A 26,582-nucleotide genomic window follows, 5' to 3' on the forward strand; every position below is an offset into this window, starting at 1 on the left:
TTCAGCGTTTCGGTCGTTCGCGTCGACTCAGAACACGAACACCGCGACGAGAAATCCGAGCAGGATCGCGGTCGTCAGCAGAACCTGAACCGCCGTCGAGGCGAGGATACCGACCGTCGCGTAGAACGCCGAACGGGTGCTCCCGTCCACGTCTCCTCCCCGGGCGTACTCGAGGAGGAACACGGTTCCGAAGAGTCCGATCAGCAGGCCGAGGGGGCCGGTAACGATCATGAGGGTGATGCCGACGACGGCCGCGGCACCCGTCGTGGTCCAAGAGGCGCCGCCGGCCCGTGCGGCGATCGAACCGCCGAAGAACTCGACGAGCAGCGTTATCACGCCGAGGGTCGTCAGCACCACGATCGACGCCGGCCCGGGTTCGGTAAACCCGGAGTTCCACCAGTAGAGGACGAGGCCGGAAACCGAGAGCAGGCCCCCGGGAACGAGGGGGGCGACGGTCCCGACGACACCGCCGACGAGCAGGGCAACCGCAAAGAGGGCAACCGCATCGACCATACAGCGGTAGACGTCCGGACGCGGCAAAGGCCTACTGCCTCCAGAACCGTTACGTCGTCGGCATCGAACGTCCGTTCACGGAACGGACGCGCGGAGCGATCGTCGTCGGGAATCGGCGAGGCGCTTGCTCGCGAACTCGCCGCGGAGGGGTACGAGATCGGACTGGCCGCCAGGCGGACCGACCGCCTGAAACGAATCGGCGAGGAACTGCCGACCCGATCGTACGTCGCAACGATGGACGTCACCGAGACCGAGGACGCTCGAGTGGGGTTCGGCGAACTCGCGAACGCGATGCCGTCCGTCGATCTCGTCGCCGTCAGCGCCGGCACCGCCCACGCGAACGACGCCCTCGAGTGGGAGCAAGAGCGACGGACGATCGACGTCAACGTTCGCGGGTTCACCGCGATCGCGACCGCCGCGATGGAGTACTTCGAAGAGGAATCCGAGAGTGACGGCCACCTCGTCGGCATCTCGTCGGTCGAAGCGCACTTCGGGAACGGCGGCACGCAGGCGTACAACCCCTCGAAAACGTTCGTCTCGGCTTACCTCGAGGGCTCCGAAATCGGGCGGCGGGGAACGAGACGGACGTGACGATCACGACCGTCGAGTCAGGATTCGCCGACACTACGCCGTCCTACGGCCCGTTCTGGGAGAGCTTACTCGAGACGGCAGCCGTAACAGATCGCGCGGGCAATTCGGAAGGAGCGCGACCGCGTCTACGTCACCCGCGTGCGGCGACTCGTCGCACGGCTGTTCGAGGCGACGCCGAATCCGATTCTCCGGCGAGTGCTCTCGTAGAACGCTCACGAGCCGGTGAACCGATCCCGGACGTCGAGCGCGACCTGGGTCCCGTACTGATCGACCAGCGGGCAGAACGCGTCGCCGAGCGACCGCATGCACTGCCCCGACGAGTGGTAGCCGAGTCGGTCCGCGACGGTCTCCCACTCCCGGGCCTGTAGTACCCGGAGAACGAGCAGCCGCTCCTCCCGATCTGTCAGCTCGATCGGATCCGGCGCCTCGAGGAAGTAGCGAACGGCGAGTCGGCGGAACGGCCCGGGATCGACGTCGAACAGCCCGGGACCGTACGCGGCGCCGGCGACGACCCGCCACTCGTGATCGGTCAACTCGAGCGGTGGAGTGGCGTCCCCGTCGACGCTTCCCAACGCTGCGCGGGCCACGTCGGGCTCGAGGTCGTCGAGCGCGTCCGAACAGAGCGCGGCGAACCGTCGAGCGAACCACTCCGCGTGGCGGTCGTAGAGGTCGCGTCCCGCCTCGCTCGTCGGGGAGAGCAACAGCGCCGAGTACTCCCCGCTGGCGACGTTGCGCGTCGTCGAGAGGTGAACCGCCGAGTAGCCGTTCTCGCGCCAGAACTTGAGGAGTCCGGGCGTCGCCCCGAACCCGGTGCCGATCCAGTCGACCTCGGAAGCCAGTTCGTCTCGGATCTCCGCGAGCAGCCGCGAGCCGAGTCCGCGTGATCGAACCGCGTGGTGGGTCGCAATACGAACCACGCGGATCCCGGCGGGTTCGCTCGCCCGCTCGTCGCGAAGTTGGCTCGTGAGCACGTCCGGGAGCATGTTGCCGCGGATGCGTCCGCCCTCGTACATCATCGCTCGATCGTCCGCCGGGAGGTTCCCCTCGCGGGCGAGTAACGCGACGCTGACGACGCGTCCCTCGTGGACCAGCGCGCGGGCCTCGAGGTTCGGCGCGTCGAGGAGTCGCGCGAGGTCGTTCGGCTCGGTGCGGTAGTGGGCGAGGACGAGCAGGCCGAACGCCTCCCGCAGGAGGCGCTCGTCGGCCAGCAGGTCGTCGGGCTCGAGCCGGCGGTACTCGACCGATTCGGGCGTCGCGTCCGTCACGAGCGGCTCGACCGGCGGGCGGGCGTCGAGCAGCAGGGCTCGAAAGGCCCAGACCTCGACGGGATCGCCGGCTGCGTAGCGGATCGGCGCCGTTAGCGTCCGTTCGGTAACGGTGTGGTCGCTCTCGTCGAGACGGTCCCGGAATCGGACGGAGAACCCTCGTCCCGCGCCCTCGTAGCCGTGGACCGTCGTCGCGAAGGCGACCCGATCGGCCGCGAGCAGCGATTCGAGGACCGCCACCGGGAGTGCAGCGGCTTCGTCGACGATGAGAACGTCCGCCGTCTCGAGTCGCTCGACCGCCTCGGTCGGCTCCAGGTAGCGGACGCGCCCGCCGGCCGTCGTCTCGATTCGGCGCGATTCGACGGTCGCGTCTCGCTCGAGCGTTTCACAGAGTTCGCCGGCGCGGTCGAACACCTCGCGCGCGTTCCGGGAGCCGGGTGCGGTCACAAGGACGTCCTCGCCCTCGGCGGCGAACGCGCCGGCCGCCAACCCCGCCGCGCTCGACTTGCCCCGTCCGCGGTCGGCCTCGAGCACGACGGCATGCGGGGCGTCGAACAGCGACTCGAACGCGGCGACGGCGTCTACTTGATCGTCGGTAAGGCAGGCGTCGTAGGCCGCGGTCGGAAAGCGGTGGTCGGACGGCGCCTCGATTGGCGCCTCCGTTCCTCGTTTCGGCGGGGGATCGGTCAGGCCGTCGTCGACGACGCGCTCGGTCTCGAGGTCGACGATCCCGACCCCGCGGTGTGCTCGAAGCGTTTCGACCAGCCGGCGCCTGAATCGTCCGGTGACGTCCGACAGCGAGAACGGCGGGACGGCGAGCGACTCGTCGAACGCGCCCCGGCGCTCGGGCCAGGACTCGAGCGATGGCGTCAGGAGGATCAGGAGCCCGCCGCCGTCGACCGTCCCGACGAGTTTCCCGAGCGCGTTGGGCTGGAGTTGCTCGTGAGCGTCGAGGACGACCACGTCCCGGGTCGTTCCGAGCAGCTCCCCGGCGTGAGTCTGTGAGAGCTGTTCGCAGCGAAGGCGGTCCTCGGGACCGACGAGCGTCGTCCGGGTGATCGGGACGGCGAGCCGATCGAGGACCGACTCGAGCGCGTCGTACCCGCGTTCCCGGTCGCCGGCGAGTACCAGCAGCCGTCGCTCGTTCGTCCGCGTCGCTTCCGCGCGGAGCGACCGTGCGAGTCCGACGACGTCCACGTCCGCGGCCATATACTCGAGTTGTCGGCTCACGTGTAAGAGGTCACGGTCTGGGCCGTGCTCTGGCGCGTACGGTGTTCGGGTCAGGCTCTGTTCGCATACCGTCCCTCGAGCCGCCGGAGGAGGTGTCCGACGAAGTACGCCGCGCCACCCAGCACGACCGCCCCGGCGAGCGCGTAGACGGGCCCGAGGGTAATTCCCTCGAGCAGTTCGCCCGGCGGATCGCGCTTGTATCCGAGCAGCCGCGGCGGCGTGTATCGCGTCTCCCACGACCATCGGAGGTAGCCGACGAGCGGTGGGAAGACGAACCGCCAGAGGATCGTGAGAAAGACGGCACCGGCTCCCGCGAACAGGCCCGCTCGCGTCCACCCGGCGTAGAGCGCGATGACCAGCGAGACGTACAGCAACGACGGGGTGAGAACGGCGTCGTACTCGAGCAGAAACGCCGCGGAGGCGAGAGCGGGGACCGAGACGCCGAGAACCGCGACGCGAGTGCGCGTTCGCGGGTCACCAGTCAGGGCGTTTCGAAGCCGCATATGATGGTTTTTCAACCAAATTCTCATAAGCGTTCGTACGGCCGGGAGCGGCAGTGACGCTGCAGATCCAATCCAGAACATCCGGCGTGCGGACTGATCCCACGCGTTCTTGCGTTTGGACACGCTTTTAAGGGGGGCAACGCTACTCGGTAGTACACCCTACGCGGGGTTGATGATGCTCCTAGCTTCACAGGACTTCCGCCGAGCGTAATTCGGCCCGGGACCCAGCCCGGACGGCAGGGGAGCGCGAGCCCGCGCGTAGGAGAGGTGAACAACCAATGTCAGTCTACGTAACAACAGACATCCCAGCCGACCTCGCTGAAGACGCCCTCGAGGCGCTCGAGGTCGCACGAGACACCGGACGCGTAAAGAAAGGAACCAACGAAACGACCAAGGCCATCGAGCGCGGCAACGCCGAACTCGTCTACGTCGCCGAGGACGTCTCCCCCGAGGAGATCGTCATGCACCTTCCCGAGCTCGCAGATGAGAAGGGCATCCCCGTCGTCTTCATCGAGACCCAGGACGACGTCGGCCACGCCGCCGGCCTCGAGGTCGGCTCGGCCGCTGCGGCGATCGTCGACACCGGAGAGGCTTCCGACGATGTCGAAGATATCGCCGACAAGGTCGAGGACCTCGACTGAGGTGACCTGAGATGAGTGCTGAAGAGAACGAAAGCGGCTCCACGCCCGCCGAGGTCATCGAGATCGTCGGTAAGACCGGCATGCACGGCGAGGCCATGCAGGTCAAGTGCCGTATCAAAGAGGGCGAAAATCAGGGACGAATCATCACCCGAAACTGCCTCGGGCCGGTCCGCGAGGGGGACGTACTCCAGCTTCGCGAGACCGCCCGCGAGGCGGACTCCATCGGAGGACAGTAACCAATGGTCGAGAAGCGAACCTGCGACTACACCGGCGAAGAGATCGAGCCCGGCACGGGCATCATGTACGTCCGCAACGACGGTACCATACTCCACTTCGTCGACTCGAAGGCGGAGAAAAACTACAAGCTCGGCCGCGAACCGCGCGACCTCGAGTGGACCGAAGCCGGCCGCGCCGGCAAGGGTCCCGCCGACGCCGACACGCCCGCCGACCAGGACGATGTCGTCGAAGCGAGCGAGGACGAGGACCTCCTGACCGAGGAGGAAGCCGTCGACGAGGACGAAGGTAGCGAACCCGCCGGCGACGAGGACGTCGCCGAGGGTGAGTCCGTCGAGGGCGAAGCCGAGCGCGCCGCCGAGGGCGAACTCGACGACGTCGCCGGCGGCAAAGAGGACAGCGAGGAATAATGAGCGATCACGAACGCACCTTCGTGATGGTCAAGCCCGACGCGTTCGCGCGCGGGATCGTCGGCGAAGTTATCTCGCGACTCGAGGGCCGCGGGCTGAAGCTCGTCGGCATCAAAGTCGAGAACATGCCCCGCGAGCGGGCCGAAGAACACTACGGCGAGCACGAGGACAAGCCGTTCTACGACGACCTCGTGGACTTCATCACCTCGGGCCCGGTCGTCCCGATGGTCTGGGAAGGCCAGGACGCGACCCATCAGGTCCGCCAGATGATCGGCGAGACTGATCCGCTCGAGGCCGAACCGGGTACGATCCGCGGCGACTACGCGCTCGACCTCGGTCGAAACGTCGTTCACGCGGCCGACCACGAGGACGAGGGCGCTAACGAGCGAGAGATCTCGATCCACTTCGACGACGACGAGCTGATCGATTACGATCAGCACGACGCCGAGTGGCTCTACGAGTAACGCGACGACGTAGCAAATCCAGCTGTCGATCACGGTTGCGACGGTCGTCGCTGTAACCGACGGTAACCTTTTTCTGTCGTATCACCGTTCCACTAGGAGTGAAATAGCTGCTATCGGTGACTTCAGGCCCCCTCTTGGGTCACTCTCCTGTGTAGTACAGTTCACATGTATCATTTCAGGTAGACGCAACATCTAATGTGTCTGCTGCAGTAGAAGGTACTGGTGGTTTCGAATGGTAACCAACGGTAGGTGGTTCGCGGATGCGTGAACGGGAGCGAGGGTCAAAACCGATTACTGACAGGACGGCTCCGTCGCTAGACCTCGTTTTCGACCTTCTCTCGAACCGTCAACGGCGATACGTGCTGTATTACCTGTACGAACAACCCGACGGCGTTGCGACCGTCGACGAGCTGACAGACCACGTCGTCGCGCTCGAACACCGGACGGCGAGTTCGGAGGGCGAGGATGCGTCGGACGTCCACCGGGAGACGATACGGACGGAACTGCAACACGTCCATCTCCCGAAGCTCGCCGACGCCGGGATGGTCGAACACGACCAGCGAAGCGATACCGTCCGATACTGGAGCCAACCGTCCCTCGAGGAGTGGCTGGAACACGCCCATCACAAGGAAATTTCGCACTCCTGACACCGGCACCCGGTAATACCGGGACGGTTGTTGTAACAGGCGCCGCTGAAAGGTTTAAGACGCGGTTCGTGGTGGAACCAGCCACGGGGCGACAGATTAGCCGACTGCAACGTGGCGCCCCATGAGGCGTGGTATCATTTCACTCCTCAAAGCTTAACATGAGAGCTACCGATACAAACGGTACGAGGTGTACTTATGACTGATCACGAACTTCCACCACTTCCATACGATTACGACGCGCTAGAACCGGCAATTTCCGAACAGGTCGTAACCTGGCATCACGATACGCACCACCAGGGGTACGTCAACGGCCTGAACAGCGCCGAAGAGGAACTCGCCGAGAACCGCGAGTCGGGCGAATTCGACTCGACGCCTGCGGCGATGGAGAACGTCACCCACAACGGCTGTGGACACTACCTCCACACGCTGTTCTGGGAGAACATGTCGTCCGACGGTGGCGGCGAACCCGAGGGCGACCTCGCCGACCGCATCGAAGAGGACTTCGGCTCCTACGAGGCCTGGAAGGGCGAATTCGAGGCCGCAGCCGGCGCCGCCGGTGGCTGGGCACTGCTCGTGTACGACCCGGTTGCGAAGCAACTGCGTAACCTCAAGGTCGACCGTCACGACCTCCACGCGCTGTGGGGCGCCCATCCCATCCTCGCGTGTGACGTCTGGGAGCACTCGTACTACTACGACTACGGCCCGGACCGCGGGAGCTTCATCGAGGCCTTCTTCGACGTCGTCAACTGGGACAAGGCCGCCGACGAGTACCAGACGTGCCTCGACCACTTCGAGTAGTACTGCCGCCTGCAGCCGCAGTATAAGCGACGACTCGGTTCATCCTCCCGTTTTTTTGCAACCGGCTCCGAAGCGACGGCGACGAGTACCGATCGGGTTGCGAGACTGATAGCCACGGCACACTTTAACAGGCACCGTATCGTCGTCACGTGTATGGCCGCCGAGGAGACAACACGGCGCACTCACGGGAGCGAATCGGTGAATACAGGGCGAGACGGCGATGATAGCGCTCTCGAGGCCGATCTCCGGGAGCGCTGCGCCGGAGACGTTCGCTTCGACGAGTACACGCGGGTGCTGTACGCGACCGACGGCAGTATCTACGGCGCCCAGCCCGCCGGCGTCGTCTTCCCGCAGGATACGGACGACGTCCAGACCGCCGTCCGCGTCGCGAACGAGCACGGTGCGCCGGTGATTCCCCGCGGTGCCGGCTCGTCGCTCGCCGGACAGGCCGTCGGCCCCGGCTGCGTCGTCCTCGATCTCTCGCGACACATGGACGATACTCTCGAGATCGATCCCGATCGACGGCGAGCAGTCGTCCAGCCCGGCGTCGTTCAGGATCACCTCGACGCCGCGCTCGAGCCGCACGGCCTGAAGTTCGCGCCCGACCCCGCCTCCTCGAACCGGGCGACGATCGGCGGCGGGATCGGGAACAACTCGACGGGCGCCCACTCGGTCCGGTACGGGATCACCGACGCCTACGTCGACGAGTGCGAGGTCGTCCTCGCGGACGGCTCGCTGATCCGTACCCGCGACGTCGTCCTCGACAGCCCCGAGTGGGAACGGATCGTCGAGAAGGACGATCGCGAGGCCGCGATCTACCGAGCGGTTCGCGCCGTCGTCGAGGACAACGCCGAGGAGATCGAAGACCGGTATCCGGAGCTCAAACGGACCGTCAGCGGCTACAACCTGCAGAAAGTGATTCGGACGGATCCGGAAGGAAACCGGATCATCAACCTCTCGAAACTGATCGTGGGGGCGGAAGGAACGCTCGGCGTCGTCGTCGAGGCGACGCTCTCGCTCGTAACCCGACCCGAGGAGACCGCCCTCGTCGTCTGCTGTTACGACGACCTGCTCGAGGCCCTGGCTGCGGTACCGAGGGCCCTCGAGTGCGAGGCCAGCGCGGTCGAGCTCATGGACAGCGAGGTGTTCCGTCTCGCAGCGGAGTCGACGGAGTACGCCGAGTACGCCGAGCCGATCCCCGAGGGGACCGACGCGGCGCTGATGCTCGAGTTCGACTCCGAGGTGTTTTCCGACCTGCCGGGCGCGATCGATGCGGCGACGACCGAGCTGGTCGCCGAGGGCGCGGCGTTCGACTCGATCGAGGCGTTCAGCCCCGAGAAACGGAACCGACTCTGGAAGCTCCGGAAGGCCGCTATCCCGCTCTTGATGGGGATGGACGGCGATCCGAAGCCGTACCCGTTCGTCGAGGACGCCTCCGTGCCGCCGGCGGAACTCGCCGAGTACGTCGCCGGCTTTCAGGAGATTCTCGAGGACCACGAGACGACGGCCGCCTACTTCGCCCACGCCGGCGCCGGGACGCTGCACATTCGACCCGTCCTGAACCTCAAGAGCGAGGACGGGATCGAGACGATGCGCTCGATCGCCGAGGACGTCACCTCGCTCGCGCTCGAGCACAACGGCTCGTTCTCCGGCGAGCACGGCGACGGTCTCGCCCGGACGGAGTTCAATCCCAAGCTGTACGGCCCCAATCTCTGGGAGGCCTTCAAGGAGGTCAAGTCGGCGTTCGACCCCGATTGGCGCATGAATCCGGGCAAGGTGGTCTACCGCGAGGACGAAGACGGCCGGACCGACATGCGCGACCACCTCCGGTACGGCGCGGACTACGCCTCGCTCGAGCCGCGGACGAGTCTCGACTTCGACGACGAGGGCAGTTTCTCGCACCTGGTCGAACTCTGTAACGGCTGTGGCACCTGTCGGCAGACGGACGGCGACGTGATGTGTCCGACCTATCGGGCGACCGAGGAGGAGATCACGACGACTCGAGGGCGAGCCAACCTGCTCAGGGCGGCGATCAGCGGCGAGATAGACCCCGACGAGCTGTATTCGGAACGCTTCCAGTCCGAGGTGCTCGACCTCTGTATCGGCTGCAAGGGCTGTCAGAGCGACTGTCCGACCGGCGTCGACCTCGCGAAGCTCAAAGCCGAGGTGAAACACCAGTACCACGACCGGGAGGGCGTCGGGTTGCGCGAGCGGCTCTTCGCAAATATCGACCGACTCGCCGCGGCGGGGAGCACGCTCGCGCCGATCGCGAACCGCGCGCCGGAGCTGCCGGGCGCTCGGACGGTGCTCGAGCGAACCGTCGGTATCGCCGCCGAGCGCACGCTCCCGACCTTCGAGCGTAAGACGCTCGTCTCTTGGTTCGCCGAACGCGGTCCCCGGGTCGATCCGGAAACGGCGACCGCCGGTGTCGTCCTCTACCCCGACACGGACACGAACTACTCGAACCCGGCCGTCGGCAAGGCCGCCGTCAGGGTGCTCGAGGCCGCCGACGTCCGCGTCAGGGTTCCGGACCTCGGACCGACGGGACGGAGCGCCTACTCCCAGGGACTGCTCGACCGCGCGGCCGCGGACGGGCGGGCGCTGCTCGACGACCTCGAGCCGTACCTCGAGCGCGGCTGGTCGGTCTGCTTCGTCGAACCCTCCGACGCTGCGATGGTGACCGACGAGTATCGCTCGCTGCTGGACGACGAGCGGACCGAACGCCTCGCCGCGAACGCCTACGACGTCTGCGAGTACCTCGACGAACGCCGCCTCGTCGAGAAGTTGCCGGTCGACGGAGGGGGAGATCAGCTGACGTATCACGGTCACTGCCACCAGAAAGCCCGCGGAACCGACCACCACCCCGTCGGCGTGTTGCGCCGCGCCGGCTACGCGGTCGACCCCGTCGACTCGGGCTGCTGCGGGATGGCCGGAAGCTTCGGCTACGAGGCCGATCACTACGAGCTCTCGCGAGCGATCGCCTCCCTGCTCGAGGAGCAACTCGCGGCGAGCGACGGGACGCCCGTCGTCGCACCGGGGACCTCCTGCCGAACCCAGATCGGCGATCTCGAGGGGTACGACCGGCCAACTCACCCCGTCGAACTACTCGAACGGGGGCTCGAGGGGTAGACTCCACGCGTTCGCGGGACGATCCAGGACCGGTGCGGTCTTGTGGCACCGCACCGATAGCAACGTTCATGCCAGTGCCGAAATCCGAGTTCGATCAGCTTCCGCCGTGTGACTTCTACACGCCGGACGAGTTGCTCGAGGACGACCAGATGTACACCGTCTACGAGATTGCCCGCCTGCTCCAGGGGATCGAGCCCGACACGGACATCGATCGGGAGACCGAGGACATCCTGCTCGACTGGGCGATTCCCTGGATCATGACCAACGCGGACGAACTCGTGGTCGCGGAGCCACGAGACGAGGACGAGCCCGGATTCTACGGTCTGAAGGAGGAATGATCCTCCTCGTGGTCGGTTCCGATCGCGTCGACGCCGGCAAGACGACGTTCTCGGTCGGACTGCTCGAGCGCACCGGCGCGGTCGGCTACAAACCGCGCGCCGGCAACGACTACTGGTTCGACCACGACGACTGCCGGCGGGCGCTCGGGAACGGACGACTCTACGGCAAGGACGCCGCACGGCTCGCGACTGCGGAGGAATGCGGACGGCTCCCCGAGCAACTCAACCCGGTCCACCGACTGTGGCGGCCCGCACCCGGCGGCGGAACCGGGCTGCTCGGCCAGACCGACCGCGAGTTTCTCGTCGACAGAATCGGCCGCACGGGCGACGCGGCGGAGCCGACGTTCGTCCGGAACGCGACCGTCGATCTTCCCGACGCCGTTTCGTCGGCGCTCCCGCTCGAAGACGCGATTCCGGTCGAGACGGTCGAGGCACTCAACGACGTCGTGGCGGAGCGATACGTCCCGGCCTTCGAGAACCTCGCGACCGACCTCGAAGCGACGGAGGTCGCGGTCGTCGAGTCCTACAGCGACATCGCCCAACCTCTGACGGCGCTCGACCCCGCCGAAATCGCCGCCGTCGCGGCCGTCGAGCCCAGGCGGGCGCGGATCTACCAGGGGGATCGATACTGCCGAGCCTGCGAGGTCGCCAGTTCGAGCCCGAAAGACGGCGCCCTCGAGAAGCGCGTCCCCACCGTCCTCGACTACCTCGATCCCCTCGATCGGGTCCGGCTTCCACCGCTCGGCGGTGAGGAACGGGACGATCCGGCACGGATCGCCGAGGCCTACGCGGACGCGTACGACGCCCTGCTGGACGCTGCCGGACGCGTGTGAGGACAGCGGGTCGTCGAGGACTCGTGACTCAGGCCTGTCGGGCCATCCGGGCGGCGAGTTCGACGTGATCGTAGGGCTGGCTCGCGACGCTCGGGCCGTGGCCCGTATGCATCTCGGCGAGTTCCGGCGAGATCCGCTCGAGCAGCCGGTCGATGCTCTCGATCAGCGTTTCCCGGTCGCCTTCTTCGAGATCGGTCCGACCGAAGCTGCCGTTCTGGAAGACGAGGTCCCCCGCGAAGAGCAGACCCTCGTCCGCCGAGTAGAAACAGAGATGATCGTCCTTGTGGCCGGGCGTGTGGAGTGCGACGTACTCGTGATTGCCCAGCCGGACCGTCTCCTCGTCTGCGATCGCGTGATCGACGCCGTCGATCGACGGATCGTATCCCCAGGCGTCGACGTCGAACGCCGTTTTCACCGACTCGAGGTTCCCCACGTGGTCTGGATGGGCGTGCGTGAGAATCACCGCATCCAGGTCGTCGATACGGGACTCGAGCCGTTCGACGACATCGAAGTTTGCACCGGTATCGACGAGAATCGTTCGCTCACCGGTGACGAGATAGACGTTGCTCGTAAACGCCTGCACGCCCTGCGCGAGATTCGAGATCATGGGCGGGAGTACAGTATCAGGTGGCTTGTGCGTGTCGACACGGTCACGACTGCGTCCCCCGAACCGTCGTGATCGATTCGGGGTCGTGGGGCGCCGTTTCGGGCGATAAAGGCGGATGCTCGGCGTTCCACGCGGAGCCCCGATATTCACAAGGATTTTTAGCTCCGGCACGTAGTGGGTGACGAATGACTCGGCCGGTCTCCGTCGGGGTTGTCGTCCTCGTCGCCGTCGTCGTACTCGCAGGCATCAGTGGTCCGATGATACTGGTCGGGGTTGGAACCGCCAACTCTGCCGGTCCACAGCAGCCGTCGGGGGAGGATACGGTCTCCACGGCGAGTACCGCCGCGTCCGACGACGTCGACTCGCAGGATTTCGATAGCACCACGTTCGAAATCACCGTCCACGAGAACGGGAGCGCCACCTGGACGTTCCGCCACGAGCAGCGGCTCGAGGACGCCGAGGCGGAGCGAAACTTCGACACGTTCGCCGAAGAGTTCGAGTCGGAGGAGACCGGCCTCTACGACCGCTTTACCAACCAGGCGGAGGCGCTGACGGAAACCGGCAGCGAGATGACCGACCGAGAGATGGAGGCGACGGATTTCAACCGCTCGGCGTCGCCCGAACACGGACTCAACACGATGGGGGTCGTCGAGATGTCGTTCCGCTGGGAAGGGTTCGCCGAGGTCGAGGACGACAGGATCGTCGTCGGTGACGTGTTCCGAAACATGTACATCAGCGAGGATCAGTCGATCGTGATCGTTCCGGACGGCAACCTCGTATTCACCGAGGCGGAGCCGGACGGCGAGTACACCAGCAATTCGCTAACGGACGCCAGTTCGATAACCTGGAACGGTGAACAGGAGTTCCTCGACGAACGGCCTCGAGTCGTTCTCCAGGACGCCGACGATGTCGGCGGCAGCGGCTCCGGAAACACTGGCCCCTCGAACAGTGGAACCGAACTTTCCTCGGTATCGGTGCTGCTCGGAATCGTCGTGCTCACGCTCGGTATCGGGGTCGCGGCCCTCTGGTACCGAACCCAGCAGTCGGGCGACGAGACGACGAGCGCAGAGCCGACGGAGACACCGCCAGCCGCAGCGTCCGAATCGGAACCGGAGACGGATGACGATGCGGACACGAACGTGCTTCCCGAGGACGAACTCCTGACGGACGAGGACCGGGTACTCAAACTCATCCGGAAGAACGGTGGCCGGATGAAACAGGTCAACATCGTCGAGGAGACCGGCTGGTCGAAGTCCAAGGTCAGTATGCTCCTCTCGGAGATGGAAAGCGAGGGCAACATCAGCAAACTCCGCGTCGGTCGCGAAAACATCATCAGCCTGGAAGGGTTCGAACCCGAGGCGACGAAGTCGCCGTTCGACGAGTAATCGCAGGGCAAACCGGTTACAGTCACCGCCAGTGGCCGTGTCACCGCTCGACACTGAGGGGACGAAACGGAATCCTTAAACATCAATCTCCACTACGAACGAATGCGGACAAGCACACGAGGCCCGCTCCGATAGTGTAGTCCGGCCAATCATATTGCCCTCTCACGGCAATGACCAGGGTTCGAATCCCTGTCGGAGCACTTCTTTCTGATACCGTCCCTTAACTTTGAGCTCGTGCTAACCGCAAATATCTTGGGATTCGAAATCAACGGCGATCGGCTCTGATCGGCTCTCCAGTCCGACGGACATCTCGAGGAGCATTGCGGCCAGATGCGCTCGCGGTCGTCGGTGAGGACAGCGACGACAGTGCTGTGCGTGCAGACGACGGACGAGCGAGTCCCGCGTCCCCGACCACCTGTTCGACGACGATGCCCGTGGCGACAACGTGTAATCTTCACGGAAAAACATGTGTGAGGCAAACATTCGGGACTCTACGGGGCTTTTTAACCCAGGAGACGTACGATCCTGTAATGACACTGCATAACAGGAATGTCCGTCAGGATGTCCGGGAGCTCGGAGCACTCCTCGGCGACGTGCTCGAAGACCAGACCTCTCGGCGGGCGTTCGAGACGGTCGAGTCCTGTCGGACCGCAGCGATCGACTACCGCTCCGGCGACCTCGAGTCCCGCGAACCGCTCGCGACGGAACTCGAGGCCCTCTCCCCGCACGAGCAGCGAATCGTCGCCCGGGGGTTTACGACCTACTTCGAGCTGATCAACCTCGCCGAAGAGCGCGAGCGGGTGCGGTCGATCCGCACCGGGTCACAGGAGAACACCCTCGAGGATAGCCTCGAGACGGCTGCGGCCGAACTGAGCGAGGCGGACATCGAGACCGTCCAGGAGGTCCTCGAAGACGTGCTGATCGAGCCGACGTTCACCGCCCACCCGACGGAGGCGCGGCGAAAGACCGTCAAGTCGAAGCTCCGGGCGATCGCGACGCACCTCGAGACGCTCGACGAGCGGCTCCTGACCGACAAGGAACGCGAGCAGGTGTGGCGAGACGTCGACGCCGAGGTCACGAGTCTCTGGCAGACGCCGCAGGTACGAAAGCGCCAGCCGGAGGTCGAAGACGAGGCGCGCAACGTCCAGTGGTACCTCGAGAACACGCTGTTCGATGTCGTCGGCGAGGTCTACGACGAACTCGCGGACGCGATCGACGAGGAGGTCGGTCGGAATCTCGAGATCCCGAAGCTGTTCGAGTTCCGCTCGTGGGCCGGAAGCGACCGGGACGGAAACCCGTACGTGACGCCGGAAGTGACCGCGAACACGCTCGAGCGCCAGCGCGAGGTCGTCCTGGAGCAGTACCGTACCCAGCTCAAGCGGCTCTCGGGCGTCCTGAGCCAGGACGGCAGCCGGATCGACGTCGGGCCGGAGTTCGAGGCCGCCCTCGAGGCGGACCAGGAACGGCTGCCCGGCAGCGCTCGCACTGCCGAAGATCGGTACCCGGGCGAGCCCTACCGACAGAAGCTCAAGCTCATGCGCGAGCGCCTCGCGCGCGTCGGCGACGTTCGTCCCGGTGGCTACGAGGAGGTGGACGGACTGCTCGACGACCTCGAGATCATCGCCAAAAGCCTCCGGAACAACGGCGCCGAGAGCGTCGTCGATGCACACATCGATCCGATTCGCCGGCAGGTCGCCACCTTCGGGTTCTCGCTCGCGAGCATGGATCTGCGGGAACACCAGCAGAAACACACCGACGCCATCGCGGCGGCGCTCGAACGCGAGGGAATCGACTACCACGGGCTGAACGAAGACGAGCGGACCGAGCTACTGACGGACGCGATCCTCCAGGACGAGCAGGTGATCGACCTCGAGGACACCGAGGAGCTCTCGGAGGATTCCGCGCGCGTTCTGACGCTGTTCGAGAGCCTCGGCGACTGGCAGACCGAGTACGGGGTCGAAGCGATCGACACCTACGCCATCTCGATGACCGACGAGCCCAGCCACGTCCTCGAGGTGCTGTTCCTCGCCGACCAGGCCGACGTCGTCTCCCTGCCCGAACACTGCGGGATCGACATCGTTCCGCTGCTCGAAACCGAGTACGCCCTCTCCGGCGCTCGCCGCATCATGGGGACGCTCTTCGAGAACGAGGCCTACGCACAGGCGCTCGAGGCGCGGGGGAAGACCCAGGAAATCATGCTGGGCTACTCCGACTCGAACAAGGAGAACGGCTTTCTCGCGGCCAACTGGTCGCTGTACAAGAACCAGCGTCGGCTCGGCGAGATCTGCGACGATCACGACGTGACGATGCGGCTGTTCCACGGCCGCGGCGGCTCGATCTCGCGCGGCGGCGGTCCGATGAACGAGGCGCTGCTTGCCCTGCCGAACTCGACGGTGACGGGCCAGGTCAAGTTCACCGAGCAGGGAGAGGCGATCGCCGAAAAGTACGGTAACCCGCGCATCGCCGAGCGCAACATCGAGCAGATGCTGAACGCACAGCTTCGGTCGCGTCTTCACGCGAAAGACCGGCCCGAAGAAGCAGTCGACGAGGAGTGGGTCGAGGCGATGGAGACGATGGCCGACGCCGCCCGCCAGGAGTACCGCGACCTCCTCGAGACCGAGGGCTTCGTCCGGTACTTCGAGCAGGCGACGCCGATCACCGTCATCGAGAACCTCGACCTCGGCTCGCGGCCCGCCTCGCGGTCGGGCGAGCGGACCGTCGAGGACCTGCGGGCGATCCCGTGGGTCTTCTCGTGGACGCAGTCCCGGTGTATCCTGCCCGGCTGGTACGCTCTCGCGACGGGAATCGACGCCTACCTCGAGGACGGCGGCTCGGAGGAGACCCTCCAGGAGATGTACGACGAGTGGCCGTTCTTCCGGACGACGCTCGACAACGCCGCCCTCTCGCTGTCGCGGACGGAACTCGAGATCGCAGAGACGTACTCGGGAATGGCCGACGAGGACCTTCGTGAGCGCTTCTTCCCGCGGATGAGCGGCGAGTACGAGCGCGCCGCGGAGTTGGTCAAGACGATCGGACAGCGCGACGAACTCCACACCCGCGACTGGCTCGGCGAAAACCTCGAGCGACGGAACCCGTATGTTGACCCGCTGAACCTGCTGCAGGTCTACCTGCTCGATCGCACTCACCGAACCGACATCGAGGAGCGGACGCTGCGGCTGACGGTGAAGGGGATCGCTGCGGGGATGAAGAACACCGGATAAGAACCGGCGACGGCCGTCGAGCGTTTTGCGTTCGAGGACGAGACGGCTACTCGAGCGTCGGCACCGGCACCGACTCGAGGACGCTCTCGATCACCCGATTCCTGTCGACCTGATTGACCGTCGCGTCGGGGGTCAGGACGAGTCGGTGAGCGAGCACCGGCTTCGCGACTCGCTTGATGTCGTCGGGGGTCACGTACTCGCGGCCGACGAGCGCCGCGTACGCGCGGGCCGCCTCGAACAGGCGCTGGGTGCCGCGCGGAGAGACGCCAACCTCGACGCGACCGTCCGTCCGGGTCTCCCGGGCCAGTGCGGCGACGTACTCGAGGAGGTCCTGGTCGACCCGCACGGTTTCGGGAACCCGTCGAAGCTGATCGATCTGATCCGGTTCGAGAACCGTCGAGATCGTCGGACTCCCTTCCTCGCGACTGGCGCGCCGTCGCAGGAGTTCGACCTCGCCGGCCTCGTCGGGGTAGCCCATCGACGTCTTGACGAGGAACCGGTCGACCTGGGCCTCGGGCAGCGGAAACGTCCCCTCCTGCTCGACGGGGTTTTGCGTCGCGATGACGAAAAAGGGGTCCGGCAACTGGCGCGTCTCGCCGTCGACCGTGACCTGGCCCTCCTCCATGGCCTCGAGCAGGGCGGCCTGGGTCTTCGGCGGCGCGCGGTTGATCTCGTCGGCGAGGACGATGTTGGCGAAGATCGGCCCCTCGTTGAACTCGAAGGTGCGCTCGCGCTCGTTGAACACGTGCGTTCCGGTCACGTCCGCGGGCAGCAGGTCGGGCGTGAACTGGATGCGCGAAAAGGAGAGGCCGAGTGCGGTGGCGACGCTCCGAGCGGTCAGCGTCTTGCCGGTCCCCGGGACGTCCTCGAGGAGGACGTGGCCGCGGCCGACGACCCCGACGAGGATCTCCTCGAGAAACGACCGGTCGCAGATGACCGCGTCGCCGATCTCCTCGAGGACGGCCGTACACTCGCTGCTGGCCTGGGTAGCGTCCATGGAATCGTCGTCGAAGCCTCGCCTAAAACGTGTTTCGTTTGGCTGTCAGGTTCGTGCGTGATCCAATCACAGAGGACGAATCGAATCGAAACCGGTAAAAACGTTACCGCGGTAGAGAGGAGTGAGCCGAGATAGCCTAGCCCGGCCAAGGCGGCAGATTCGAAATCTGCTGTCCTCACGGACTCGGGAGTTCAAATCTCCCTCTCGGCGCTTCTCAGCGACACAAGACGACGAACACAGCGAGTCGTCCGCGTTGCTGGAACCAAAAATTGAGATTTGGAGTGGACCGAGGTTCTGCGCGAAGCGCAGGTTCTCGGACACGGTTCAAATCTCACGCGGTATTTCGGTGATCGCGTTTCGACGTCAGGTCGAGGACGTCAGGCCGACGCGGTTTCCCTCCGTATCCGCAACGACCGCGTAGTAACTATCCATTTCGGGAATGTTCTCCTTCGGAATGAGAACCTCTCCGCCGCTTGATTCCACGTGAGAGAGCGCGGTGTCCAGATCCCCGTCAACAGTTAGATAGACGACGGGTCCGCTGTCAACGGTCGGCGTGTACGGAATCGTCGCCCCGCTCTCGGCGGTGAATTCCTCGTTCTCGAGGATCATCCCACCGACGTCGCCGTCCTCAGTGTGAAACATTCCAGCCCTCCCGTTCTGGGAGTCTTCCTCCTCAGGATCGTATACGTCTATATCACGCCCCGTTATTTCCGAATAGAAGTCGACAGCCCTGTCAAAGTCGGTGCTTGGGAGTTCGACCCAAGTAAATGCGTGCGTCATGGTCTTTTTCTCCTCGTAGAGGGCCGCTTCCTCCACTACGCCGTAGGTGCTCAGCGATAGTATAGACGCGCCTAGCGGAGTGTAAGTAGACATATTTTCAATCCCAAGTCTGTGAGATCGGATTCGAAATCACCGCCGATTCGCTCATCCGGATCAGCCGTAACTCAGTTGGAGGCCGTCGGCAGCGGTCGAATGAGACGCGTTCGATCTGGCTGCGTGCGAGTAGTGAACCGTCGGAATTATAGTAGCCACTGAAAGTCAATGCACATCCGATCGCACGACAGGAGCGCGGTTCGGAGCGAGCGAAGCAAGCGAGAACCGCGGACAGTGCGATCGGTGTGTAAATCGTTTCAGTGGCTACTATAGCGAACGACGATACCCGTTCGTACTCCGATACGTTCTCTCTCGGTTCACGCTGTAGTCGCGCTCGCTGCTCGCGGCTCCCATCATTCGCAGGGTGGTTTTTTATCCCAGCAGGAGTGGGAGGTCGCCCTACATGGTGACAATGTCAGGAATTGAAAATGAAAGGGCGGACGGGAGAGGTGGGGTTCTTCGATGAGTTCCGACGACGAGCACCCGGATAGCGACCTCTTCCACCCGTTGGGAGAAGCCGCGGAGAAAGACTACAGGGCCATGCTCGAGGAGACCGAGTACGATGCCGACCTCGGCATGGAGATGGCTCGGGACGCCATGCGGCTCAACAAGGGGGAAATCACGGAGGAGGAGTTCTACGATCGGTACCACGAGGACGTTCTCGAGGAGTTCGGCGAGGACAGCCGTCCGATGGCCGAGCGAGTCGAACAAGCCCGCGAGGAGGAGGGGCGACTCGAGCGGGCGCTGTCCCGCTTCGGCGACGACGAGGACTCCCGGCGGGACGCGATGAAGAAGATGGGTGCCGGCGCCGCAGCCGTCGGCCTCGGCGCGTGGGGGACGGCCGAGAGCGGGGACGACTCGGAGCCGAACGTCGCCGCAGCCCAGGAGGACGAGGGGGACGAAGGTGGCGGTGACGGGACCCAGTGGGGGATGGCCCTCGACCTCGAGGTCTGTGACGGCTGTCTCTCGTGTGTCGTCGCTTGCAACCAGGAGCACAACTGGAACGAGGGGGCGAACTGGATGTACATTCTCGCCTACGACGACGGCACCGTCGAGTCGCCCGAGGCGGACGAGTTCGAGGATACGCGGGACTTTAACTACCTGATTCGCCCCTGCCAACACTGTACCGACGCCCCCTGCGAGAAGGTGTGTCCGACGACCGCCCGCCACACGCGAGAGGAGGGGGGCCTCGTCCTCACCGACTACGACGTCTGTATCGGCTGCCGGTACTGCCAGGTCGCCTGTCCGTACGGGGTCAACTACTTCCAGTGGGAGGAGCCCTACGTTGATGCCCCGTCGGAAGACCTCGGCGAGGACATGATGTACGACGAACGCGGTCGCTGGGTCAGCGGTCGCGGTCCGCGCGGTGTGATGCAGAAGTGCATCTTCGATCCGGCCCGCCAGGACGGTAACCTGGGCGAGGATATGGTCGGCACCACAGCCTGCGAGCAAGCCTGCCCCCCTGGCGCGATCCAGTTCGGCGACATGAACGATCCCGACAGCGACCCACAGCAGTACATCGAGAACGTCCCGCTCGCCCGCGCCCGGGAGGAGGACCCGGACGACCAGGAACTCCAGGACGCGATCACCGTCCTCAAGGAGGGCGAGGACGCGGGCGGGATGACCCAGGAGGAAGCGGAGCGTCTTCTCCGCGGCGAGTACGGGAGCGCCGACTCGACCTTCAAGCTCCTCGAGGAGTACAACACCGATCCGAACGTGATCTACATCGGGAACGAGCCGGGGCCGAACGCCGAACAGGTTCCGGGACCGGTCGCCTACGACGACGTCGGACAGGTCGACAACGAGAAGAACGTCCTCGACGACAGGACGGTTAACGAGGGACTCGAGGGGCTGTCACTGTAGGCAGCCGCAACCGTCGGTATGGCTGCCTCCGACGGGGACGAAGGAGGGGATACGACCGGTGCCTAGACGCTGTAGCCAAAGTTGAAATCGCCCTGCCAGTTCGTCCGTTGGCCGTTGAAGATCGTCTGCGCACGGTGCCGGTTCCCGACCCACAGGACGTTCTGCAGCGTCGTGCGGGAATCGCTCATCACGATCCCCTCGAAGAACGAGTTCGTGATGTTGTGTTCCCTGCCGCTCTCGCCGAACCGGAGGCTCGCCCCGTCGGTATCGATCTCGCAGTGGTCCAGCGAGAGTCGGTCGACGTTCGTTCCCTGCCTGCTGACGAAGATTCCGTGCCGATCGACGTTCGACTGCGGATCGATATCGTACTCGCAGTCTTTGAACGTCACGTTCGACGATCGAACGTAGATCGGATAGTCCGAAATCGTCGGGCTCGACCTGTCGATGAGCGAACATCCCTCGAAAACCGTGCGCGAGTTGTCGTCGTCAGAGACTCGGATCGCGCGCCCGTCGGTGCCTTCGTCGACGATGTGCATGTTCGAGATTCTCGCCGAACCGTCCTGCGTGAGTCGAACGATCTCGGTGTCCTTCTCGACCTCGTTGTGGACTCGAAGCCCGTTGACGACCTGTCCGCTTCCGAGCTGGAGCCAGAGCCCGGACCACGCACGTCCCGGGTGTTCGTCCATCGTGATCCGGCAGTTGTACATGTAGTCGTCGGCGCCGAGGCGGAAGCATCCGCCGCCGCAGTTGCGGGCGTGACAGCCCTGATAGATGTTCCGACCGGAGTTGGACGACGCGTAGAACGCGCTGGTTTTGAAGCCCGACACCTGGCACCCTTCCCAGATGTTCACGCCGACGTTGTTCACTTCCGAACTGAACGCGAGTGCGTACGGCCCCTCTCGGCCGTGGTACGTGTCGCCGTCGTTCAGGTGAACGTTTCTGATGATATTCGTCGTCTCGGGCGTTCTTCCGTCGATCATGATCGTGTGGAGATCACCGCCGTACGCGGCCCCGCGATTGCGCTGTCCTACCAGCCGGATGTTCTCTATACGCCCGCACCCGTGCGTGTACCACCGACCGATTCCAGAATCGTAATCGCCGGTGATGTCGATGCGCAGGTCGCGCATCACCGTCCGCTGGGCTTGCCCAGCCGACGTATTGATTCGTCCGACGGTCATCATCCGGTCAACGTTCTGGTCGTTGACTCTGAGCGTGGCGGTCGGCTCTCCGACCAGGCCGAAGAACCGGTGGCTGGGCAGGTCGAGATTGTTCGACCGGACGAACCACGTCTCGGCCGGGACTACGTACAGATGGTTCCGATTCGCGGGGGAGAACGAGTTGTAGTGTCTCCGTATCGCGGCCCACAGATCGTCCTGTCGCGGGCGCACGCCGAGATCCACGCGCACGTTGACGACGTTCGGGTTCGTCGCACTCTGAACCTGTACACTGTTAGTATCACCGTCTTGAACGGCGGGCGAAAGAGATCCCTCGAAGTCGAGTCGGGTGATACCGTCACTGACGTCGGTCCCCGAGTCACTTACCGTGATTCCGTGCGCGGCACCTTCGCCGTCGGGAGCCGCCGCGGCGACGTCGTTGCCGGACATCGTTGCCTGTACACCCGTTCCCAGTCCGACGGCACCGAGCAACTGCATGTACGATCGTCGCGATACGTCTCTCTCGTTCGATTCGTCGGGGGATTCGTTCTCTGACATCGCGAGATGACAGTCATGATTTCACTAATTTGTAGTCCGCAAGTTACCGAGAGTTCGGTATCGCCTACTCGAGTTTCGAGAAATGAACTTCTAGTATTTCCTATCAGTATTAAAAATAATATATTTAAGCGATAGTATTACAATATATGACTGTAGCTGTTCAGTAACTATTTTAGTCTCCATTGACACGCTCCACACCTACCAGTAAACGGCGTAGACTCTCCGCTTCAATGATCGAACGGACTCCGATACGCTATCACCGTTGCCCGAGAAACTCGAGCGGCGTTGACGAGACGCGAAGCGTCTCGTTCGCACACCAGAAATCGAAGATTTCTGACTGCCAATCAGAACGCATAGCGTTCTGATGACGCTCGCTGAGAGAGGGGGCTTAGCACCTCGATTCAGCTAATTCTGGACGGGGTCGTGATAACGAGCCGATGCTCGCCGTCGATCACGATTGTCCTCGGCAGTTCATTTTCGACTGAAACACCCGCATTCATGCGTCTCGAGTGCGATCCGCTGCGTATGGACCTTCGTCAGCGGCTGATCGTCGGACTGCTCTGGATCGGCGTCGCGGGGCTGATGGCGCTCACGCTCTATCCCGCGCCGTCCCTGTCCCTGAGTGTGCTCGTACGGCTGTTCGTCGTGGCGTTCGCGCTCTTTCTCGCTTTCGTCTACCTGTTCGACCCGCGGGGCGTACTCAGCCGCCAGCCGTTTCACTGATCGCGTCCGGAACGTGCATCGAACAGTGAACGACGAGGGGTCAGTCGTCGGCCGGCGCGAGCGGTTCCGCGTCGGACTCGAGCAATCGGTCGAGCGCGTCGACCATCGCTTCGACGCTCGCCCGCGTAATGTCGGCCTCGCTGCGGGCGACCGTCACCGATCGGTCGTTTCGAACCATCGTCACCTCGACGGTAACGACGGCGTCGGTGCCACCGGTGACCGCGTCGACGTGATAGGACTCGAGTTCGGCGTCGGCCATCGAGCCGAGCGCCTCTCGGACCGCGGAGACGGCGGCGTCGACCGGACCCGAGCCGGTACCGCTGGCGACCCGCTCCTCGCCACTGACGTCGAGTCGGATACTCGCGGTGGGAACGGGGCCGCCGCTCGTGGCGTTCAGATCGAGGAGTTCCACGACGCGGTCTCGGTCGTCGCCGGTGACGTCCTCGGCGACGGCGAGCAGGTCGGCGTCGGTAACGCGGCGGCCGCGGTCGCCGAGTTCGGTGACGCGGGTCGCGATCGCCGCGACCTCGTCCTCGCTGGCGTCGACGTCGTGTTCCTCGAGCGTCGCCCTGACGCCGGCTCGGCCCGTGTGTTTGCCGAGCGCGAGGCGGCGTTCGCGACCGACCGTCTCGGGCGCGTACGGTTCGTACATCTTGTCGTCCTTCAGCGTCCCGTCGGTGTGGATACCGCTCTCGTGCGTGAAGGCGTTCTCGCCGATGACGGCCTTATTCGGCGGTAGCGGGACGCCGGTCGCCCGCGAGACGAGCTGAGCGAGATCGTACAGCTCCTCCAGCTCGACCGACTCGACGTCGTAGACGTGCTCGAGCGCGATCGCAACCTCCTCGAGGGCGACGTTGCCGGCGCGTTCGCCGAGGCCATTGACGGTACAGTGAACGAGGTCCGCACCCGCCGAGACGGCCGCCAGCGCGTTTGCGACGCCCAGCCCCAGATCGTCGTGGGTGTGGGCGCTGACCGGGCCGAGCGCGGCGAGTCGGGAGACCGCCTCGGCCGTGCGCTCGGGGCCGGTGTGACCGACGGTGTCGGCGAAGCAGGTCCGGTCGGCGCCCGCGTCGAGGGCGGTCCCCATCAGTTCCTCGAGGTAGTCGAGGTCGGCACGGGAGCCGTCCTCGCCGATGACCTCCACCCACAGCCCGTGGTCGGTGGCGTACTCGACGAGCTCGGCGGTCGCCTCGAGGTTCGCCTCGCGGGAGGTGCCGACCTTCCCCTCGACGTGGCGGTCGCTCGCGGGGACCACGAGGTGGACCCCGTCGACGTCGCAGTCCAGCGCGAGATCGATGTCGACTTCCATTCCGCGACAGAAACTGGTGACGCGGGCCTCGAGGCCGAGGTCGGTCACTCGCGAGATGGCCTGTCGCTCGCCCGCGCCGGTGCAAGCGCTGCCGGCCTCGATGACCGAAACGCCGGTTCGCTCGAGCCCGCGAGCGATCTCGACCTTCTCGTCGGGTGAGAGCGAGACACCCGGGGCTTGTTCGCCGTCACGAAGCGTCGTATCGAGAAGGCGGACTGTACGATCAGATGCAATTGTCTGCTCCGGAGTGGGGGTCACGAAGGAAGAATTATTTCCGTCCTGGAATTTCGCGCCCAGCCGGGTTGCCCCGACTTCCTCTATCCTCGGAATCCGGCGTTGAGAACGAATCTCGTGCCATTGTACTGTGTGCTATTGGCGCATGCTGACTTAACCCCGCCGGTCGCGGCACCATCTGCGCGGCTGAGAGATCGATCGAAATTACCGGACCGAATCGGATCGAACGACCCGAAGCGAGAGTCGAGGACAACCACCCGAACACCCATCCGTCACCTCGCCGTACCCCGCGTACATGGACGCGAATCTGGAGCCACTCGCCCGATCGCTTCGTGCGGCGCCGATCGTCGACCGGGACGGGTACGAGTACTTCGTTCACGGCGTCACCGACGGAATCCCGCCGATGGAACCCGACGTACTGAACGCGATCGCCGACGGATTCCGCGAGCGGATCGAGTTCGCCGACGTCGACGTGATCGTCGCTCCCGAAGCGATGGGGATCCACCACGCCGCGGCGCTCTCGCTCGCAACCGACGTCCCGTTCGTGGTCGTCCGCAAGCGCTCGTACGGCTTTCCGGCGGAGGTCGCCGTCCACCAGAAAACCGGCTACGGCGAGAGCGAGTTCTTCCTGAACGGAGTCGACGCCGGCGACCGCGCGGTCGTCGTCGACGACGTCCTCTCGTCCGGAAACACGATCGAGACCATCTGCGAGGCGCTCGAGTCCGCCGATGCGGAGATCGTCGACGTCGCAGTCGTCCTGCGGCGCGTCGACAGTGACCGCGAGGAGTTTTCCAGAAGGGTGACGCACCTGCTCGACGTTCGCGTCGAGGACGGAGAACTCGTGATCGTCGACTGAACGGTGTACTGCCGGACAGACCTATTCGAAGATCGGTCTCGAATTCGCGGCCATTGCCGGTGACAACGGCCGCACTCGACCGACCAACTTCTCACCGACTTCTACCCGGCGGTACAGTCGTCTTCGAGCACGAGTTGATCGCCGGGCTCGACGCCGGCCGCCGCGCCAGCGGGAAGTTCGGCGATCAGGTCGCACGTTTCGCGGGCGAAGCCGCGCCAGGGGCGAAGCCGCTCGACGCGCTGGACGACGCCGTCGACGACCCAGACGACGTCGAGCGGGACGAAGACGAACAGCATGTGCACGTCGCGAGTCCTGGCCGTCCCGAACCGGAACGCGAGCGCGTAGTCGTCGGGGAGCGACCGGCGAAACGTGAGCCCGCGGAACTGACTCGCGATCGAATCCGCGGTCTCGACGGTCGAGGCCAGGGTCTCCGCCGGTTTGCGCTCCGACTCGTGGACGAGTTGCACGCACTCGAGTCGCGGTGGATCGGTGAAAAAGGTCCCGTTCGCCGACGATTTCCCTCTAATCCACTCGTGCGTCGCGGCACAGTGTCGGATCGACCGAGGGTTCAAATTCCCGGCGCTCGAACGCGGGCTATAGCATGGAGAAGACGCCACAGGGAACGTCGGTCGGCGTCGACGATCCGTACGAGTTCGCGGGCGTCTGTGACCACCTCACCGGCGAGGGCCGGTGTCGGTACGCGTTCGACCACTACGAACACGACCCCGATTTCGCCCGCGAACGCGCGACCGATGACTACGAGTGTCCCGTCGTCGACCCCGAAACCGACGAGACGTGGACCGACTGTCCCCACTTTCGCTCGCGCAACCGCGACCGCGAGTGCGTCCGCTGCGGACTCGAGGAGAAGCGACTGGCTCACGACGACGAGCGGCCGCTGCTCGAGGAGCACCACCTCTCGTACGCACGCAACGGCGAGGAACTCTCCCACGAGATCACGGTCTACCTCTGTCGGTGGTGTCACTCGAAGGTCCACAACTCGTGGGCGCGGATCACCGACGACGCCGCGCCGGACCCCGACGCTGTCGCCGCGCTCGAATCGCGTCGCGGCCGCGAACGGGACGAACTGGGGTTCGAGTCGGCGGCGACGCGCTACGAGAACGGCGAGACGGGGGAGTAGGCGGGCGCATGCGGACTCCCGAGATAGAGACGTCCTCGAGCGGGGAGCGTCGATTGCGTCGCCACTCG

The 26,582-nt window shown here is 64.9% G+C and carries 24 protein-coding genes, 2 tRNA genes and 1 pseudogene; 18 read left to right on the plus strand and 9 right to left on the minus strand.

Annotated elements, in window-relative coordinates; translation table 11 throughout:
- Positions 1 to 27 precede the first annotated feature (27 nt).
- Positions 28 to 513, minus strand: a complete 486-nt coding sequence (locus tag NED97_RS11865; RefSeq protein WP_252487250.1) for a DUF456 domain-containing protein — start codon at positions 511 to 513, stop codon at positions 28 to 30.
- Between the two features lie 111 nt (positions 514 to 624).
- On the opposite strand from NED97_RS11865, the pseudogene NED97_RS11870 reads away from it, so the two are divergent.
- Positions 625 to 1,311 (plus strand): annotated as a pseudogene (locus NED97_RS11870) (SDR family NAD(P)-dependent oxidoreductase).
- 5 nt (positions 1,312 to 1,316) lie between these two features.
- Here NED97_RS11870 and tmcA read toward each other — a convergent pair.
- The gene (tmcA, locus tag NED97_RS11875; RefSeq protein ID WP_252490618.1) at positions 1,317 to 3,578 is read right to left on the minus strand and encodes a tRNA(Met) cytidine acetyltransferase TmcA; all 2,262 of its coding nucleotides are present in this window, start codon (positions 3,576 to 3,578) and stop codon (positions 1,317 to 1,319) included.
- 71 nt (positions 3,579 to 3,649) lie between these two features.
- Positions 3,650 to 4,102 (minus strand): hypothetical protein, encoded by a 453-nt coding sequence (locus NED97_RS11880; protein ID WP_252487251.1) that lies wholly within the window; start codon positions 4,100 to 4,102, stop codon positions 3,650 to 3,652.
- Positions 4,103 to 4,380: 278 nt separating this feature from the next.
- Between NED97_RS11880 and rpl7ae the strand changes: the two genes are divergently transcribed.
- The 9 genes from rpl7ae (at position 4,381) to NED97_RS11925 (ending at position 11,596) form a co-directional block, all read left to right on the plus strand.
- Positions 4,381 to 4,743, plus strand: a complete 363-nt coding sequence (gene rpl7ae / locus NED97_RS11885) for a 50S ribosomal protein L7Ae (RefSeq protein WP_252487252.1) — start codon at positions 4,381 to 4,383, stop codon at positions 4,741 to 4,743.
- An 11-nt stretch (positions 4,744 to 4,754) separates the two neighbouring features.
- Positions 4,755 to 4,979, plus strand: coding sequence for a 30S ribosomal protein S28e (locus NED97_RS11890; protein ID WP_148857529.1), 225 nt, complete (start codon positions 4,755 to 4,757; stop codon positions 4,977 to 4,979).
- A gap of 3 nt (positions 4,980 to 4,982) precedes the next feature.
- Positions 4,983 to 5,387: a 50S ribosomal protein L24e gene (locus tag NED97_RS11895; RefSeq protein ID WP_252487253.1), complete on the plus strand. Its 405-nt coding sequence runs from the start codon at positions 4,983 to 4,985 to the stop codon at positions 5,385 to 5,387.
- Positions 5,387 to 5,851, plus strand: a complete 465-nt coding sequence (gene ndk / locus NED97_RS11900; protein WP_252487254.1) for a nucleoside-diphosphate kinase — start codon at positions 5,387 to 5,389, stop codon at positions 5,849 to 5,851. Before NED97_RS11895 ends, ndk begins: the two co-directional genes overlap by 1 nt.
- Positions 5,852 to 6,111: 260 nt before the next feature.
- Positions 6,112 to 6,498 carry a DUF7344 domain-containing protein gene (locus NED97_RS11905; protein ID WP_252487255.1) on the plus strand — a complete coding sequence of 129 codons (387 nt, stop codon included), beginning with the start codon at positions 6,112 to 6,114 and terminating at the stop codon, positions 6,496 to 6,498.
- Between the two features lie 195 nt (positions 6,499 to 6,693).
- Positions 6,694 to 7,296 (plus strand): superoxide dismutase, encoded by a 603-nt coding sequence (gene sod / locus NED97_RS11910; RefSeq protein ID WP_252487256.1) that lies wholly within the window; start codon positions 6,694 to 6,696, stop codon positions 7,294 to 7,296.
- Between the two features lie 153 nt (positions 7,297 to 7,449).
- A complete protein-coding gene (locus tag NED97_RS11915; protein WP_252487257.1) occupies positions 7,450 to 10,425 on the plus strand; it encodes an FAD-binding and (Fe-S)-binding domain-containing protein in 2,976 nt (991 codons plus the stop codon).
- A 68-nt stretch (positions 10,426 to 10,493) separates the two neighbouring features.
- Positions 10,494 to 10,763, plus strand: a complete 270-nt coding sequence (locus NED97_RS11920; RefSeq protein ID WP_252487258.1) for a DUF5827 family protein — start codon at positions 10,494 to 10,496, stop codon at positions 10,761 to 10,763.
- A complete protein-coding gene (locus NED97_RS11925) occupies positions 10,760 to 11,596 on the plus strand; it encodes an ATPase (protein ID WP_252487259.1) in 837 nt (278 codons plus the stop codon). The genes NED97_RS11920 and NED97_RS11925 overlap by 4 nt, the downstream gene beginning before the upstream one ends.
- A 28-nt stretch (positions 11,597 to 11,624) precedes the next feature.
- Here the strand turns inward: NED97_RS11925 and NED97_RS11930 are convergent, their stop codons facing one another.
- Entirely contained in the window at positions 11,625 to 12,203 is a 579-nt protein-coding gene (locus NED97_RS11930; RefSeq protein ID WP_252487260.1) for an MBL fold metallo-hydrolase, read from the minus strand.
- A 185-nt stretch (positions 12,204 to 12,388) separates the two neighbouring features.
- Between NED97_RS11930 and NED97_RS11935 the strand changes: the two genes are divergently transcribed.
- From NED97_RS11935 to ppc, 3 genes are all read left to right on the plus strand, one after another.
- Entirely contained in the window at positions 12,389 to 13,588 is a 1,200-nt protein-coding gene (locus NED97_RS11935) for a helix-turn-helix transcriptional regulator (RefSeq protein WP_252487261.1), read from the plus strand.
- A gap of 125 nt (positions 13,589 to 13,713) precedes the next feature.
- Positions 13,714 to 13,788 (plus strand) — tRNA-Glu (locus tag NED97_RS11940).
- A gap of 330 nt (positions 13,789 to 14,118) precedes the next feature.
- Positions 14,119 to 16,809: a phosphoenolpyruvate carboxylase gene (ppc, locus tag NED97_RS11945; protein WP_252487262.1), complete on the plus strand. Its 2,691-nt coding sequence runs from the start codon at positions 14,119 to 14,121 to the stop codon at positions 16,807 to 16,809.
- 46 nt (positions 16,810 to 16,855) lie between these two features.
- On the opposite strand, the gene NED97_RS11950 is transcribed toward ppc, so the two are convergent.
- Positions 16,856 to 17,806: an AAA family ATPase gene (locus tag NED97_RS11950; RefSeq protein ID WP_252487263.1), complete on the minus strand. Its 951-nt coding sequence runs from the start codon at positions 17,804 to 17,806 to the stop codon at positions 16,856 to 16,858.
- A 125-nt stretch (positions 17,807 to 17,931) separates the two neighbouring features.
- Between NED97_RS11950 and NED97_RS11955 the strand changes: the two genes are divergently transcribed.
- A tRNA-Ser gene (locus NED97_RS11955) sits at positions 17,932 to 18,016 on the plus strand.
- Positions 18,017 to 18,169: 153 nt separating this feature from the next.
- On the opposite strand, the gene NED97_RS11960 is transcribed toward NED97_RS11955, so the two are convergent.
- Positions 18,170 to 18,622: a VOC family protein gene (locus tag NED97_RS11960; RefSeq protein WP_252487264.1), complete on the minus strand. Its 453-nt coding sequence runs from the start codon at positions 18,620 to 18,622 to the stop codon at positions 18,170 to 18,172.
- A 519-nt stretch (positions 18,623 to 19,141) separates the two neighbouring features.
- On the opposite strand from NED97_RS11960, the gene NED97_RS11965 reads away from it, so the two are divergent.
- Positions 19,142 to 20,542 carry a 4Fe-4S ferredoxin N-terminal domain-containing protein gene (locus NED97_RS11965; protein ID WP_252487265.1) on the plus strand — a complete coding sequence of 467 codons (1,401 nt, stop codon included), beginning with the start codon at positions 19,142 to 19,144 and terminating at the stop codon, positions 20,540 to 20,542.
- A gap of 62 nt (positions 20,543 to 20,604) precedes the next feature.
- Here NED97_RS11965 and NED97_RS11970 read toward each other — a convergent pair whose 3' ends face one another.
- Positions 20,605 to 22,254 carry a hypothetical protein gene (locus NED97_RS11970; protein ID WP_252487266.1) on the minus strand — a complete coding sequence of 550 codons (1,650 nt, stop codon included), beginning with the start codon at positions 22,252 to 22,254 and terminating at the stop codon, positions 20,605 to 20,607.
- A gap of 525 nt (positions 22,255 to 22,779) precedes the next feature.
- Here NED97_RS11970 and NED97_RS11975 point away from each other — a divergent pair.
- Positions 22,780 to 22,977: a hypothetical protein gene (locus NED97_RS11975; RefSeq protein WP_252487267.1), complete on the plus strand. Its 198-nt coding sequence runs from the start codon at positions 22,780 to 22,782 to the stop codon at positions 22,975 to 22,977.
- Between the two features lie 40 nt (positions 22,978 to 23,017).
- Here the strand turns inward: NED97_RS11975 and NED97_RS11980 are convergent, their stop codons facing one another.
- Entirely contained in the window at positions 23,018 to 24,544 is a 1,527-nt protein-coding gene (locus tag NED97_RS11980) for a (R)-citramalate synthase (RefSeq protein ID WP_252487268.1), read from the minus strand.
- Between the two features lie 271 nt (positions 24,545 to 24,815).
- Between NED97_RS11980 and hpt the strand changes: the two genes are divergently transcribed.
- Entirely contained in the window at positions 24,816 to 25,376 is a 561-nt protein-coding gene (hpt, locus tag NED97_RS11985; RefSeq protein WP_252487269.1) for a hypoxanthine/guanine phosphoribosyltransferase, read from the plus strand.
- 101 nt (positions 25,377 to 25,477) lie between these two features.
- Here the strand turns inward: hpt and NED97_RS11990 are convergent, their stop codons facing one another.
- Positions 25,478 to 25,843, minus strand: coding sequence for a DUF192 domain-containing protein (locus tag NED97_RS11990; RefSeq protein WP_252487270.1), 366 nt, complete (start codon positions 25,841 to 25,843; stop codon positions 25,478 to 25,480).
- A gap of 134 nt (positions 25,844 to 25,977) precedes the next feature.
- Between NED97_RS11990 and NED97_RS11995 the strand changes: the two genes are divergently transcribed.
- Positions 25,978 to 26,514, plus strand: coding sequence for a DUF7097 family protein (locus NED97_RS11995; protein WP_252487271.1), 537 nt, complete (start codon positions 25,978 to 25,980; stop codon positions 26,512 to 26,514).
- Positions 26,515 to 26,582: the final 68 nt, after the last annotated feature.

It is taken from the genome of Natronococcus sp. CG52 (assembly GCF_023913515.1).
Lineage (GTDB): Archaea > Halobacteriota > Halobacteria > Halobacteriales > Natrialbaceae > Natronococcus > Natronococcus zhouii.

Bases quoted from the DNA above. Each gene is read 5' to 3' on its own strand.
- NED97_RS11865 (WP_252487250.1), bottom strand. From the start codon at position 513: ATGGTCGATGCGGTTGCCCTCTTTGCGGTTGCCCTGCTCGTCGGCGGT.
- tmcA (WP_252490618.1), bottom strand. From the start codon at position 3,578: ATGGCCGCGGACGTGGACGTCGTCGGACTCGCACGGTCGCTCCGCGCG.
- NED97_RS11880 (WP_252487251.1), bottom strand. From the start codon at position 4,102: ATGCGGCTTCGAAACGCCCTGACTGGTGACCCGCGAACGCGCACTCGC.
- rpl7ae (WP_252487252.1), top strand. From the start codon at position 4,381: ATGTCAGTCTACGTAACAACAGACATCCCAGCCGACCTCGCTGAAGAC.
- NED97_RS11890 (WP_148857529.1), top strand. From the start codon at position 4,755: ATGAGTGCTGAAGAGAACGAAAGCGGCTCCACGCCCGCCGAGGTCATC.
- NED97_RS11895 (WP_252487253.1), top strand. From the start codon at position 4,983: ATGGTCGAGAAGCGAACCTGCGACTACACCGGCGAAGAGATCGAGCCC.
- ndk (WP_252487254.1), top strand. From the start codon at position 5,387: ATGAGCGATCACGAACGCACCTTCGTGATGGTCAAGCCCGACGCGTTC.
- NED97_RS11905 (WP_252487255.1), top strand. From the start codon at position 6,112: ATGCGTGAACGGGAGCGAGGGTCAAAACCGATTACTGACAGGACGGCT.
- sod (WP_252487256.1), top strand. From the start codon at position 6,694: ATGACTGATCACGAACTTCCACCACTTCCATACGATTACGACGCGCTA.
- NED97_RS11915 (WP_252487257.1), top strand. From the start codon at position 7,450: ATGGCCGCCGAGGAGACAACACGGCGCACTCACGGGAGCGAATCGGTG.
- NED97_RS11920 (WP_252487258.1), top strand. From the start codon at position 10,494: ATGCCAGTGCCGAAATCCGAGTTCGATCAGCTTCCGCCGTGTGACTTC.
- NED97_RS11925 (WP_252487259.1), top strand. From the start codon at position 10,760: ATGATCCTCCTCGTGGTCGGTTCCGATCGCGTCGACGCCGGCAAGACG.
- NED97_RS11930 (WP_252487260.1), bottom strand. From the start codon at position 12,203: ATGATCTCGAATCTCGCGCAGGGCGTGCAGGCGTTTACGAGCAACGTC.
- NED97_RS11935 (WP_252487261.1), top strand. From the start codon at position 12,389: ATGACTCGGCCGGTCTCCGTCGGGGTTGTCGTCCTCGTCGCCGTCGTC.
- ppc (WP_252487262.1), top strand. From the start codon at position 14,119: ATGACACTGCATAACAGGAATGTCCGTCAGGATGTCCGGGAGCTCGGA.
- NED97_RS11950 (WP_252487263.1), bottom strand. From the start codon at position 17,806: ATGGACGCTACCCAGGCCAGCAGCGAGTGTACGGCCGTCCTCGAGGAG.
- NED97_RS11965 (WP_252487265.1), top strand. From the start codon at position 19,142: ATGAGTTCCGACGACGAGCACCCGGATAGCGACCTCTTCCACCCGTTG.
- NED97_RS11970 (WP_252487266.1), bottom strand. From the start codon at position 22,254: ATGTCAGAGAACGAATCCCCCGACGAATCGAACGAGAGAGACGTATCG.
- NED97_RS11975 (WP_252487267.1), top strand. From the start codon at position 22,780: ATGGACCTTCGTCAGCGGCTGATCGTCGGACTGCTCTGGATCGGCGTC.
- hpt (WP_252487269.1), top strand. From the start codon at position 24,816: ATGGACGCGAATCTGGAGCCACTCGCCCGATCGCTTCGTGCGGCGCCG.
- NED97_RS11995 (WP_252487271.1), top strand. From the start codon at position 25,978: ATGGAGAAGACGCCACAGGGAACGTCGGTCGGCGTCGACGATCCGTAC.